The organism is Microbulbifer sp. ALW1, assembly GCF_009903625.1.
Lineage (GTDB): Bacteria > Pseudomonadota > Gammaproteobacteria > Pseudomonadales > Cellvibrionaceae > Microbulbifer.
Map to the genome: position 1 here is coordinate 4,589,097 of NZ_CP047569.1, position 14,399 is coordinate 4,603,495.

General features: G+C 56.1%; 5 protein-coding genes. All 5 read left to right on the forward strand.

The genetic code is table 11. From position 1 onward, the window contains the following. The first annotated feature begins 304 nt into the window (after positions 1 to 304). The 5 genes from GRX76_RS18825 to GRX76_RS18845 all read left to right on the forward strand — a co-directional run bounded on the left by GRX76_RS18825 (position 305) and on the right by GRX76_RS18845 (position 14,242). On the forward strand, positions 305 to 3,463 hold the full coding sequence (locus GRX76_RS18825) for a TonB-dependent receptor domain-containing protein (RefSeq protein ID WP_160154692.1): 3,159 nt from the start codon (positions 305 to 307) through the stop codon (positions 3,461 to 3,463). A gap of 110 nt (positions 3,464 to 3,573) precedes the next feature. After that, positions 3,574 to 5,103: a tryptophan halogenase family protein gene (locus GRX76_RS18830; protein ID WP_160154693.1), complete on the forward strand. Its 1,530-nt coding sequence runs from the start codon at positions 3,574 to 3,576 to the stop codon at positions 5,101 to 5,103. Then, positions 5,100 to 6,611 carry a tryptophan halogenase family protein gene (locus tag GRX76_RS18835; protein WP_160154694.1) on the forward strand — a complete coding sequence of 504 codons (1,512 nt, stop codon included), beginning with the start codon at positions 5,100 to 5,102 and terminating at the stop codon, positions 6,609 to 6,611. The genes GRX76_RS18830 and GRX76_RS18835 overlap by 4 nt, the downstream gene beginning before the upstream one ends. A 254-nt stretch (positions 6,612 to 6,865) precedes the next feature. Continuing rightward, a complete protein-coding gene (locus GRX76_RS18840; protein ID WP_160154695.1) occupies positions 6,866 to 8,905 on the forward strand; it encodes a glycoside hydrolase family 97 protein in 2,040 nt (679 codons plus the stop codon). Between the two features lie 432 nt (positions 8,906 to 9,337). Further along, entirely contained in the window at positions 9,338 to 14,242 is a 4,905-nt protein-coding gene (locus tag GRX76_RS18845; RefSeq protein WP_236250474.1) for a discoidin domain-containing protein, read from the forward strand. The last annotated feature ends 157 nt before the right edge of the window (positions 14,243 to 14,399 follow it).

Sequence of the window (14,399 nt, forward strand, 5' to 3'; positions counted from 1 at the left end):
GAGCCAGAAAACTCCGACACTTCGCGAAAAATGAAGCGATTCCATTGCAAAAATAACACCAGCAACCGGAACGCCGCAGCAGATGAGAGAAAGAGACAACCGGCCTTTGTGGCGCCCGGGATTCCTACCCCGGCTCGCAAAGTTTGACCTGGCAATGCATTCCGCCAGCACCCCGCCAACCGCTCCTTTCACCACCGGATTCGCCCACCCCACGGGCGAAGCGCTTGCTCAGATTGTCACGTGCAGGCTTTCGTTGTTTGGGATCAATAACAAGTAACCAATAATTGGTGATCAGGGGAGATTCATGAAGAATTCCAACCGTTTTTGCAAGAAAACCCTTGCTGCCGCGGTCGCCTCCTACGCGCTCTTTGGCGTAGCGGGAGCCGCACTGGCGCAGGAAAATAGTGATGCGTCACTGGAAGAAGTTGTGGTTTACGGGGTGAAACAGTCCCAGCAAACCGCCATCAATACCAAGCGCGATGCAAAATCCATCGTTGATGGCATCGCCGCGGAAGATATCGGCAAGCTGCCGGATACCACCATTACCGACTCACTGCAGCGCATCACCGGGGTACAGATCCAGCGCTCTGCCGGTGAAGGCGGCAGCCTGAGCGTACGCGGTATGCAACAGGTAGCGGTCATGCTGAACGGCGAACAGTTCCTAGCCGCCGGTAACCTGGCAAACGCACAGCCCAATTTCACCGATGTGCCCTCGCAATTGCTGCGCAGCGCCAATGTGTATAAATCTCTGGATGTAAGCAACGCGGTTTCCGGTATTACCGGCACCATTGATATCGAAACCTTCCGCCCGCTGGATTTCGAGGACGGCCTCAGCACCGCAAGCGGCTATGACGTTTCCTACGGTGAAATCAGCGGCGAGGCAGACAGCACCTTCAATGCGCTGGTGAACTGGCGTAACGACGATATCGGCCTGATGGTCTCCGGTGTCACCGGCCAGAAAAACCTGGCCAACGACTATGTCGGCCATGTGGGTGACCCGGCGGGGCTGGAAATGGGCCCCGGCTCCGATTTCAACGGATCCTGGACCGTGAACACCAATCACGGCTACGAATTTTTCAACGCGGAAAATGAGCGCAACCGCGACGGTATTAACCTCGCACTGCAGGCAGACCTGGGCAATGGTCTCGACCTGGTGGTGGAAGGGTTCCACACCGATGCTACTGAATACCAGCGCCGTGTGGGCCTGAACCTGTCCAACCGCTGGCAGGGTCAGGGCAACACCAGCGCCGACCGCCAGGCACAGTGGCATCCCCGCTACAGTGACCCCAACGGCTGGAGCGGTGCACAGATTGCGGCGCCCACGTCCATCAGTGATTCCGTTACCGGCAAGGACGGGCGCACCTGGGTGGTCGCAGACGAGTTTGATGTCGAGCCGCTGTGGATTTACTCGCTCACTTCCAACCGCAAGATCGATACCTCCTCTACCAACTTCAATGTGGAGTTGAACTGGGATAACGGCGGCCCCTGGAGTGGTAGCCTGCGCGCCATCAGCGCCACCGCCAACAACGATCAGGTCTACGCCACGGCCCAGGGCGGTATCAACAGCTTCCGTGGTGATACGGTTCAGACCATCGACAATCACTTCTATCCCAGCGACGTGATCGAACGCTACAACCTCACCCTGGATCCGGACAAGCTGGATCAGGTGGGTGTCAACGGCGGCCGCTTTGTACTGCCCAACCCGCTCGGCTACAACGAAGACCCGCGCCTGAAGATGGCCTACCGGGACTACCAGGTTGCTCTGTCCGGCTTCGACCAGAAAATTGCCGGTGGACTCACCGATGCCAACGGTGAAAAAACCCTTGCGCAGTATATGGCCAACAAAGACAGCTGGATCATGGAAGGCCTGCAGCTGGAGCAGAACAGCAATATCGAATCGGACCTGAACGCGGTTAACCTCAACGTTAACTTCAAACCGGAAAACCTGTTCGTCACGGACGTGGAATTCGGTCTGCGCCCCAGCCGTCGTACAGTGGAAAAAGAAAATTACGATTACTGGGCGCAGTTCTACGTGGGCTCCGACAATCGCCTGACCAGCCCGGAACTGGCCGCCGCGAGCAACGAAGTGGGCTGCTATGCCCAGTGGCGCTCCATCGACCAGAAATTTGATGGTGGAGGTACCGGCGCCGAGTGCTCCGCGGGCGAACGCCTCGTCGGTGCCGAGGATGATGGCTCGTCCTTTGTTCCCTACTTCACCCTGCCGCCGCAAGGACTGGATTTCCACGGCCTGGGCCTGACCTTTGTGGATGACCTGGGGGATAACGTCAGTGGTATTCCGGGATTCTGGGCGGTAGATCCAAAAAGCCTGGATAACGGCGAAGGCATCAACCGCAAAATCTTTGGCGATATCAAACCCATTGTGAATCCTGGTACCAGCTATGATTTAACCCTTAACGAGCTGACCAGTTACGTACAGTCTGATTTCGAGTTCGGCAATGTGTTCGGCACCTTCGGAGTTAAAGTAATCGACTCCGAGATCCAGGCGGTCATCTACGAAACCACCAGCGTTACCCGTACCAACGGCGGTTCCAACTACTACACCGGCCGCACCACCGAGACCAAGAAACGCACCGATGTGTTGCCGTCTTTGAACCTTGCCTGGAATGTCACCGACGATGTGATGTTGCGATTCGCTGCGGCCAAGAACAAGCAGGATCTCGATCTCGACAATTACGGCAGCAGCCGCACCATTTTCACCGCGGCGGACCCGGATGATCCCACCCAGCGTATTCCCAGCGGCTGGAACTCATCGGGCAATATCAATCTGGAGCCCTGGCTCACCAACAACTTTGACATTTCCGCGGAATATTATTTCGGTGATGCCAGCATGTTGAGCATGGGCGCCTACCTGGTGAAAATTGATTCCTTCCTGGAGACTCAGGAAAGCACCATCGAGGTCGACTACAACGGTAAAACCTATAACATTACCGGTAATGGCCCGGTAGTGGGTGAAGGCGGTGAAGTGAAAGGTGTCGAGCTGGGAGCCAAGCTGGCGCTGTCCGATCTCACCGAGATGAATATTGTGCGCGACTTCGGTATCGAGGCGAACTACACCTATTCACCCAGTGAGGTTCCTGGTGATCACTCCGACGTAACCGGCATGAAATATCCGTTTGCGAACAACTCGGAGAATACCTTCAACTTCATCACCTGGTACCAGAAGGACAAATGGCAGGGGCGTGTGGCGGTGAACCACCGCAGCGAACGTTTTATCCAGTCCTACGGCCCACTGAACTTTGCCAAGTACGCACCGGAGGAAACTTATCTGGATGCGAACATCTCCTACGACGTACTGGATGATGTGACGGTATATCTGCAAGGGTCCAACCTGACGGGCGAAGATGTACGCGAGGTGTATCGCATCGCCGACGGCGTGGAACAGGAAGCGTTGATCTACGACAATGAGGCCCGCTACTCCCTGGGTATTCGAGCCAAGTTCTAAACGAATGTCTTTTCTGTAGTAGTGGTGCGGCCTGGGCAACGGGCCGCACCCGATTAAAACAGCAATAAAAAAACACATATAAAAAGAAATAGAAAAAGAGAAGAATAAAAATGGGCAGGCCAAACAATCGAATTGTGATTGCCGGGGGCGGCACTGCAGGCTGGATGACAGCGGCAGCGCTGTCGCAGCATTTTGGCTCTCAGGCGGAAATAACCCTGGTGGAATCCTCGAAGATCGGCAGCATTGGTGTCGGCGAGGCAACCATCCCCACAATCCGCAATTTCTATCGCAGCCTGGGAATGCAGGATCTGGATGTCATCCGGGCAACGCAGGCAACCTGCAAGCTGGGTATTCAGTTCAATAACTGGCACAAGCCCGGATCTTCCTTTATTCACCCCTTCGGCACCTACGGACAAAATATTCAGACCTCTGGTCAATCCATCGATTTCCATCAACTCTGGCTGCAGCAACATCGCCAAGGAAAGGCCGCGCCACTGGGAGAATACTCCCTGGGCGTAACGCTCGCCGAAGCGGAAAAATTTACCTTTCCGTCCCCCAATCCGCCGTCGTCGCTTTGGGTTTATGACTGGGCACTGCATTTTGACGCAGCGCTGTTTGCTCAGTTAATGAAGGACCACGCCACCAGCAAGGGTGTCCGTGCAGTAGATGCGGTTATCCATCGGGTATCCCAGCATGAAGACGGCCGGATCAAAGCTCTGCACCTGGAAAATGGTAGTGAGATCGAGGGTGACCTGTTTATCGATTGCTCCGGATTTCGTGCGCTGCTCATCGAGGAAACCCTGGGCGTACCGTACGAAAACTGGCAATACTGGCTGCTGTGCGATTCCGCAGTGGCCGTGCAGAGTGAGAGGGTCGAGGCGCCTAAGCCCTACACTCGTGTAAACGCCGAGACTGCCGGGTGGCAATGGCGGATTCCGCTGCAACAGCGGGACGGCAACGGGCATGTGTACGCCAGCGAATATCTGAACGACGAACGTGCAGAGCAGATTCTTCGCGACAATATTCCCGGACAACTGACAGCAGATCCGCGGCGTATACGGTTTACCCCCGGGCGACGGGTACGCACCTGGGAGAAGAACTGTATTGCCATCGGACTGGCGGCGGGTTTTCTTGAGCCCCTGGAAAGCACCAGTATCGCACTGATCGAAACAGCCATCGAAAAAATCAAAACCCTGGTTACCCATTTTGATATACAACCTTCGATGGTCAATGAATTTAATCAAACTACGGCACTCGAGTATCTTCGGGTTCGGGATTTCCTGATTCTGCACTACAAAGCCACGGCACGAGATGACAGCGATTTCTGGCGTTACTGCCGCAATATGTCCATCCCCGACACACTCCAGCACAAGCTGGATCTTTTTCTCGCCAGCGGGCATATCGTCAATTACCGCTGGGAGATGTTCCACCAGCCAAGCTGGCTGGCCATATTTTCTGGCTTCGACCTGCTACCCAAACACTACGACCTGCGCCTAAACCAGATTCCGGAAGCACAACGGCAGAGTTACCTTGAGGGCCTGCGCACTAGCTTGCGCAACGCGGTGGCGGGCGCACCGGATCACTACCAGTTTATTCGCGAGCACGGCGCTGTCGCAAAACCCGATGAGGAAGCCGCATGAATTCCCTGAAAAAAATTACCATCGTAGGCGGCGGCACCGCAGGCTGGATTGCTGCCGCGGTTTTGTGCAACCAGTTTTCCCCGGAAGAACTCGCGGTGGAGCTGGTGGAGTCGGAGGCGATCGGCACCATCGGCGTGGGCGAATCCACCATACCGCCGTTTCTCGAACTGCTGCACTCGTTGAATATCGACGAAAAAGACTTTATCCAGAAGACTCAGGCCAGTTTCAAGTTGGGCATCGAATTCTCCGACTGGAAGCAACGGGGGGAGTCCTACTTCCATCCCTTTGGCAGCATCAGCGCCAATATGGATGAATATGTGTTTTACCAGAACTGGCTGAAATCCTGCAGCAAGGGCGACGGCTTTGCCTTGCAGGATTTTTCCGCCTGTTCGGTGATGGCAAAGCACCAGAAATTCTTCCTGCCCCAGGGCGCAAGTAAAACACCGGTGTCCGAGGCGCGCTACGCACTGCATCTGGACGCCAACCTCGTTGCGCGCTATCTGCGCGAATACTCTGAGCAACGGGGAGTGAAGCGCACCGAAGGCAAAGTGGTTCGGGTGCATCAAAAGGACTGTAGCCATATTCGCGCAGTACAGCTGCAGGATGGACGTGAAATTGCCGGCGACTTCTTTATCGACTGCTCCGGCTTCCGCGGCCTGCTGATCGAACAGACGCTGCAGGCGGGTTACGAAGACTGGTCCCATTTCCTGCCCTGTGATCGCGCCATCGCCATACAGACAGAAAATGTCAGTGCGCCGCCGCCCTACACTCGCGCTACCGCACAGCCGGCGGGCTGGAGCTGGAAAATTCCTTTGCAATACCGCACCGGTAATGGATATGTCTACGCCAGCGAATACTGTTCTGACGATGAGGCCATCGATACCCTGATGGCACAACTGGAAGGACGGCCACTGACCGACCCACGGGTGATTCCGTTCCAAACCGGCATGCGGCGCGAGATATGGAAAGGCAACTGCCTCGCCCTGGGATTGGCGTCCGGATTTATCGAACCGCTGGAAAGCACGGCCATCCACCTGATTGCCCGTGGAATGGTGCATTTTATGCGCCACTTCCCGGAACGAGATTGCCAACCGGTACTGGCCCAGGAGTTCAATCGCCGCATGGCCATGGACTACGAGGAAATTCGTGATTTCATCGTACTGCATTACTGCCTGACACAGCGCGAAGATACCGCCTTCTGGCGCTGGTGCAAAAATATGACACTGCCGGATTCCCTGCGTCAGACCCTGGACTATTTTCAGGCTCAGGGCGGTCTTCCGGAATCGCTGGACCCGCTGTTTGCGCCGGTCAGCTGGCGCTCCGTGTGCGAAGGCATGGGCCTGCGTCCCGCATCTTATTCTCCATTGATCAACAGTTTCGACTACAACACCACCCGCGCGCACCTGCTCAATTACCGCCAGGCTCTGGAAGACTTTATCCAGCAACTCCCGGATCACCAGTCGTTTATCCTTAAAAACTGTCCCTCGGAGAAACCCATGGCGGCATAGCAATCAAGCGTCATTTTAGAAAGTGTTCACCTTGTGCATGTCAGACTCTCTCTTGAGTCATCTTCGCCTTTCCCCGCGTCCAGCATTAACGGCCCGGGGATTTTTTATTCCAGTATCGAAGTAATGATATTCAGAACTGAAAATGAAAAGGTTGAAAACGATTTCAATCTATAGACAGGTCGTGAACTGAATCTTTACCATCGATGCATAGAAAACAGATAAAAATCATTTGTGATAAAAAGAGTTAACCAGCGATGAACAATTTTCCTTTGTCCTCTCTATTAGCAGCCGGCATCGCCATGGCCCTGAGCGCCGGCGCCACCGCTGACGGGATATCCAAAACAAACCTGGCGTCGCCCTCGGGAAAGATCGCTGTGGATTTCTACCTGACCGATAAGGGGCAACCGGCCTATCGCGCCAGCTTTTCCGGAAAGCCGGTGATTGGAGAGTCGCTGCTCGGACTGGATTTCAAGTCCGCCAGTGACATGCTGGATGACTTTTCCATCGTCGACGTAAAAACCCGCAGTGCCGACAGCACTTGGGAACAGCCCTGGGGTGAGGAGCATTATATTCGCGACCACTTCAACGAAGCTGTGATCGCGCTGGAAGAAAAAGGCCCCGCTACCCGCAAGCTCAACCTGATTTTCCGCGCCTACGATGACGGTCTCGCCTTCCGCTATCAGGTCCCCCAGCAGCAAGGTCTGGACAAAGTGGAAATCATGCAGGAGGCCACCGAGTTCAACCTGCTGGGTAACCACTCCAGCTGGTGGACCCCCGCGCTGGCGGGGGAAAAGTACGAATACCTGACCGAGAATACGCCGCTGGACCAGGTAAAACTGGTACATACACCGTTTACCATGAAAGATAAATCCGGCCTCGCCATCGCCATTCACGAAGCGGCGCTGAAAGATTACGCCACCATGAATCTTTCCGGCAATGGCACTGGCCTCAAGGCCGCACTGGTACCCATTCATAAAGACAACCCGGTCAAGGTGGAAACCAGTACGCCATTTGCCAGTCCCTGGCGCACGGTGCAGATTGCCGAGAAAGAAACGGATCTGATTACCTCCTACCTTACCCTGAATCTGAACGAGCCCAATCAACTGGGTGACGTTTCCTGGCTAAAGCCCGGCAAATACGTCGGCATCTGGTGGGAGTTACACCTGGAAAAAGGCACCTGGAACCAGGGCCCGAAACACGCAGCCACTACCGAAAACACCAAAAAGTATATCGATTTCGCCGCCGCCAATGGCTTCGACGGTGTGCTGGTAGAAGGCTGGAACTGGGGCTGGGACGGCGAGTGGTTCAACCATGGCGGAGCCGCGTTCAACTTCACCAAGCCCTATCCGGATTACGATGTGGATACGTTGAGTAAGTACGCCGCAGACAAGGGTGTGTACATTATCGGCCACCACGAAACCGGTGCGGAAACCGACAACTACGAGCGCCAGCTGGAAGACGCCTACGATTTCCTGCAGAAACACGGCATGAAAGCGGTAAAAACCGGCTATGTGGAGAGCGGCGAACTGCTCACTAATGGCAATTACCACCACGGACAGAAGTTTGTGCAGCACGCGGAGAAGGTCACCAAAGTGGCTGCCGCGCATAAGGTCATGGTCGTCGCCCATGAAACCGTGAAAGATACCGGCGAGCGCCGGACCTACCCCAACCTGATTTCGCGGGAAGTCGCGCGGGGCCAGGAATACGATGCCTGGGCCAAGGACGGGGGCAACCCGCCGGACCACACCACTATCATTCCTTTTACCCGCCTGTTGGCCGGCCCCATGGATTTTACCCCAGGCACTTTCGATATCTCGCTACCGAGCCGGCCGGATAATCAGGTCAATACCACCCTCGCAAAACAGCTGGCGCTCTATGTGGTGATCTACTCACCGGTACAGATGGCCTCGGATCTGCCGGAAAACTATGCGAAATACCCGGATGCTTTTCAATTTATCAAAGACGTGGCGACGGACTGGGAAACCACAAAAGTGTTGTCCGGTGAAATCGGCGAGCATATCGCCATCGCGCGCCAGCAACGGGATAGTGAAAACTGGTTTGTCGGTGCGATTACCGATGAGAAGGCCCGCGACGTTGCGGTAAATCTGGATTTTCTCAACAAGGACCTGAGTTACACCGCTACCATTTATCGCGATGGTGACAAGGCAGATTATCGCCGCAACCCCGAAGACTATGTTATCGAAACCCGCAAGGTGAAAGCCGGCGATAAGGTTCGCGCTCAATTGGCCGCCGGCGGCGGTATGGCGATCAGTCTGCTGGCGGACCCACACTAACTAACTCACACACTAACTCACACTCTCGGTCTCGGTTCTCGTACTCAGAGGACAGTATTCATAGATGAATCCGCCCGGCTACAGAATCGTTAGCCGGGCGGCATACCCGACAGGGCCAGTGCCCTTTTTACAATAAAAATAATAAAAGCACTCTAAAGCAGACGGTACGGATAGTTCTGTACCACGCCGTCATTTTGCGCTCCTTCAAGCGCGCACAGTATTCAATTATTACCGGCAGTCCGGCGCCCTGTGGCCGGGGTAACCACACGCACGATTATCGAACCTGGAACTTGTTATTGAGTGTCCTTACGGGGTTCGTGCGCGCGTAATTCACAGGATTGGGTATGCCTGATTAAACAGAACTACCCAAATAGAAACGCCCAAATAGAACTAGCTAAATACAACCATACAATAAACAGGATCGAGGAATCGATGATGAATCAGAAAACGCAAAGCGCCCACAGGCGTCGTCGCGGCGCCGGGCGCAGGCCTTTTGGCCTCGCAATGGGCCTGGCCGGGATCAATCTGTTGGTCACCCTGCCCCTGCAGGCACAAACCAATCTCGCACCCGGCGCACAGCTGAGCGCCAGCTCCTACGCCGATGTGTACGGCGCAGGTAACGCCAATGATGGCAACCAGGCCAGTTACTGGGAAAGTGCCAACAACGCATTTCCGCAGTCACTCACCGCGGATCTCGGCAGCAGTAAATCGCTCACCAGTATCGCACTGAAACTGCCGACCAACTGGGAGTCTCGCAACCAGACCCTGAGCGTCAGCGGCAGCAGTGATGGGGCCAATTACAGCACCATCGTTGGCAGTGCCAGTTATCAGTTTGACCAAGGCAGCGGCAACACCGTCACCATTCCGTTCGGTGCAACCGACGCGCGCTATCTGCGGGTTACGGTTACCGGCAATACCGGCTGGCCCGCGGCGCAAGCCTCGGAGCTGGAAATATACGGCAGCGATAGCAGTGGCAGCTCCAGTAGCAGTTCAAGCAGCAGTTCCGGCGGTAGTTCATCGAGTAGCAGTAGCGGCGGCAGCAGTGGCGGTACTCCAAGCACTTATCCCGCGATCGATGCGAGTGCCAGTGCCAGCAGTGCGGTCGGCCACCTTCCGCCATCGAATATGACCGATGGCAATAGCAGCAGTTACTGGGAAAGCGGTGTGGGCTTTCCGCAGACGGCCACCTTTGATCTCGGCAACCAGTACACGGTAGATCAAGTGACCATGAAGCTGCCACCGGATTTTGCCTGGCAGGCGCGTACCCAGACCATTACCATCACCGGTAGTGACAATGGCTCGGACTTCTTCCCGGTAGCGGCAACGCAGGGATACAGCTTTGACCCGGCGAGTGGCAATAGCACCTTTGCCAGCTTTGCCGAAACCGCACTGCGATTTATTCGTCTAGAAGTATCCGGCAATACCGGCTGGAATGCGGGACAGTTTTCGGAAGTGGAAATCCACGGCTACCCGGATCCGTTACCACCCACGGTACCGCAAAACCTTTCCATATCTGGCGGCACCAGCACGACATTGTTCCTGAGCTGGGATGCAGCGGCACTGGCCGACGGCTATGAGATCCTGCGCGATGGCCAGGTGATCAACAACACCGCGGATACCTCTTTCGCGGACAGCGGTCTCACCCCATCCACCAGTTATCAGTACGCGGTGCGTGCCTACAATCAGTTCGGCACCTCCGGTGATAGCAACAGCGTCACCGGTACCACTCAGCAACAAGGCACCAACCCGGATCCCACCGTGCGCGGTGCCGATATGCCCTATTCCATCTATCAGGCGGAAAACGGCGTAACCGGTGGTGGCGCCCAGGTACTCACGCCCAATCGTATTATCGGCGACCTCGCCGGCGAGGCTTCCGGTCGCAGTGCGGTAACCCTGAATAACACCGGTGCCTATGTGGAATTCACCACCCAGGAAGACACTAATACCCTGGTTACGCGTTTTTCCATACCCGATGCCGCGGGCGGCGGCGGTATTTCCTCAAGCCTGAATGTCTATGTAAACGGTCAGTTTGAAAAAGCGCTGTCACTGACCTCCAAGCACTCGTGGCTGTACGGCAACGAGGCCTCGCCCCAGGACAATCCCGGCGCGGGCGCACCACGGCATATTTACGACGAAGCCAATCTGATGTTTGACCGGGTCATTCCCGCGGGCAGTGTGATTCGCCTGCAGAAAGACGCGGGCAATAACAGCCAGTACGCCATCGACTTTATCAGCCTGGAAAATGCGGCACCGATTCCAAACCCGAACCCGGGGACCTTCGTGGTACCGAACGGCTTCACGCATCAGGCGGTGCAGCAAGCGATTACCGATGCCGCCAGTAGCGGTGCGGAAGGCGTCTATCTGCCGGCGGGTAACTACGAGACCAACTACAAGTTTCAGGTAACCCAGGCGCCGCTGAAAATTGTCGGCGCCGGCCCCTGGTACACCCGTTTCTATACACCAAGCTCACAGACCAACACGGATGCGGGCTTCGCAGTAGCCCAGGCAGCCAACGGTTCCACCTTTGCCAACTTTGCGTTCTTCGGCAACTACGTCGGCCGCATTGACGGTCCCGGCAAGGTGTTCGACTTCAACGGCGTGCGCAATATGACGCTGGACAATTTGTGGGTGGAACACCAGGTGTGCATGTTCTGGGGCGCCAGTGTGCACGATACGGTGATCAAGAACGTGCGTATCCGTAACACCTTTGCCGACGGGGTGAATTTCACCAACGGCTCCAGCGGCAACCATGTGTTCAACAGCGAAGCCCGCTCCACTGGCGACGACAGCTTTGCGTTGTTCGCGGCGACGGATAACGGTGGCGGTATCGTGCAGAACAACCTGTATGAAAACCTCACCGCCATGACTCCCTGGCGCGCCGCTGGGCTCGCCAGCTACGGTGGCCAGGGCAACAGTTTCCGCAACATCCAGGTGGAAGATACCCTGACCTACAGTGGCGTCACCATCAGTTCACTGAACTTCGGCTATGCATTTACCGGCTTCCAGTACACGCCCACCACCAACTTTGAGGGCATCACCATACTGCGCTCCGGCGGGCACTTCTGGGGGGACCAGGTATTCCCGGCCATGTGGTTGTTCTCGGCCTCCAGCACCTTCCGCGGCATCCGCATTTCGGATCTGGAAATTGTCGACCCCACGTATCACGGCATCATGTTCCAGACCAAATACTCCGGCAGCCAGCACGAGAATGTGTTCGAGGATACGGTGTTCACCAATGTCACCATTTCCGGTGCCAAGGTCGATCCGCAATACCCGAACCGCTCCGGCTTCGCTATCTGGTCCAACCCAATGCCGGAAGCTGGCCAGGGCCCCGCGGTGGGCAATGTGGAATTCAACAACCTGACCCTGTTCAACAATGTGGTGAACATCAAGGATGAATCGCCAGATTTCCATATCACCATCAATGGATTAAATGGATCCAGTTCCAGCTCGAGTTCCAGTAGCAGCTCCGGAGGTAGTTCCGGTACAGGCAGCAGCTCCAGTAGTTCGAGCAGTTCCAGCGGCGCGGGCTCCAGTTCTTCCAGCTCAAGTTCCAGTTCAAGCTCCTCTGGTTCCGGTTCTGGCTCCGGCAGTGGCGGCAGCTCTGGTTCGCCTCACCCTGAACCCGATGGTAGCCACGGCGCAGCCATGCCCTACCACCGTTACGACACCGATGCCGCAAGCACTGGCGGCGGCGCCGTCGTGCGCAGTGCGCCTACCTTCGACCAGAGTCAGATTGCCTCCGAGGCCAGTGCACAAAGCTATATCGCCCTGCCCGCCAGTGGCAGCTACGCCCAGTGGACGGTGCGCAACGGTGAGGGCGGTGCCGGTGTGACCATGCGCTTTACCATGCCGGATTCTGGCGATGGTATGGGTCTGAACGGTTCGCTGGATGTCTACGTCAACGGCCAGTATGCCAAGTCCATTGATCTCACTTCTTACTTCGCCTGGCAATATTTCTCCGGCGATCACCCCAACGATGCCCCGGGCGGCGGTCGCCCGCTGTTCCGCTTTGACGAGGTGCACTGGAAGCTGGATTCCCCACTGCAGGCGGGCGATGTAATCCGCATTCAGAAAGGCCCCGATGCCATCGAGTACGGTGTGGATTTCATCGAGATCGAGGATGTGCCTGCGGCCATTGCACGTCCGGCCAATGCGGTGGCGGTCACCGACTTTGGCGCTGTCGCCAATGACGGTATCGACGACCTTGCCGCGTTTGAAAGCGCAGTGGACCAGGCGGTAGCCACCGGCCAGAGTCTGTATATCCCGGCGGGCACCTTCCACCTGAACGATATGTGGCGGGTGGGTAGTACCGACAACATGATCCAGGACCTGACGGTGCTCGGCGCTGGTATCTGGCACACCAACATCCAGTTCACCAATGCCAATTCCGCCAGTGGTGGTATTTCACTGCGCATACTGGGCCAGCTTGATTTCAGTCATGTATATCTGAATTCCAACCTGCGCTCGCGCTACAGCCAGAATGCGATTTACAAAGCGTTTATGGATAACTTCGGCAATGATTCCTATATCCACAATGTGTGGGTTGAGCATTTCGAAGCGGGATTCTGGGTAGGCGACTATGCACACAACCCGGCGATTCACGCGGAGAACCTGCTGATCGAGCACAGCCGTATCCGCAACAACCTGGCAGACGGGGTCAACTTCGCCCAGGGCACCAGCAACAGCACCGTGCGCAACTGCAACCTGCGCAACAATGGTGACGATGCCCTGGCGGTATGGACTAGCAACTACAATGCCGCGCCTCCCGGGGTAAACAACCTGTTCACCCACAACACCATTGAAAACAACTGGCGCGCGGCGGCCGTGGCTTTCTTTGGTGGCAGCGGACACAAGGCCAGCCACAACTTGATCGTGGATACCGTAGGCGGTTCCGGCTTCCGTATGAACACCGTATTCCCCGGCTATCACTTCCAGAACAACACCGGGGTGGAGTTTACCGATAGCACCATCATCCGCAGCGGCACCAGCCAGGATCTGTACAACGGCGAGCGCGGCGCGATCGACCTGGAAGCCTCCAGTAATTCGATCCGCAACGTCACCGTTTCCCGCGTGGCCATCTACGATACCCAGCGCAGTGCCATCCAGGTGGGTTACGGCGGCGGATTCCAGAATGTGGTGTTCAACGATATCGTCATCGACGGCACCGGCCTCGACGGTGTAACCACCTCGCGGTTCTCTTCGCCACACCCGGGAGCGGCGTTCTTCTCCTATACCGGTAACGGCACCGTCAATATCAACAACTGGACCACCAGCGATGTGGCCCATCCGGATACGATTTTTATCCAGCCCGGGTTTAATCTGTTGATTCAGTAAATCTCGTCAGAAGTAAGTTGCGGGGCGCTCAGGCGCCCCTTTTTTACGCTTTAAAACCATCAATTGTGAAAATATTTTCAAGTCGGCAAGGGGCAATACTAAAACTAGCCACCTTCTGAAAACGTTTCGAGCAAACGATCCATCCCAACGCAAGAAG

Excerpts from the sequence above, each read along its gene's own strand:
- GRX76_RS18825 (WP_160154692.1), top strand. The coding sequence starts at position 305 with ATGAAGAATTCCAACCGTTTTTGCAAGAAAACCCTTGCTGCCGCGGTC.
- GRX76_RS18830 (WP_160154693.1), top strand. The coding sequence starts at position 3,574 with ATGGGCAGGCCAAACAATCGAATTGTGATTGCCGGGGGCGGCACTGCA.
- GRX76_RS18835 (WP_160154694.1), top strand. The coding sequence starts at position 5,100 with ATGAATTCCCTGAAAAAAATTACCATCGTAGGCGGCGGCACCGCAGGC.
- GRX76_RS18840 (WP_160154695.1), top strand. The coding sequence starts at position 6,866 with ATGAACAATTTTCCTTTGTCCTCTCTATTAGCAGCCGGCATCGCCATG.
- GRX76_RS18845 (WP_236250474.1), top strand. The coding sequence starts at position 9,338 with ATGATGAATCAGAAAACGCAAAGCGCCCACAGGCGTCGTCGCGGCGCC.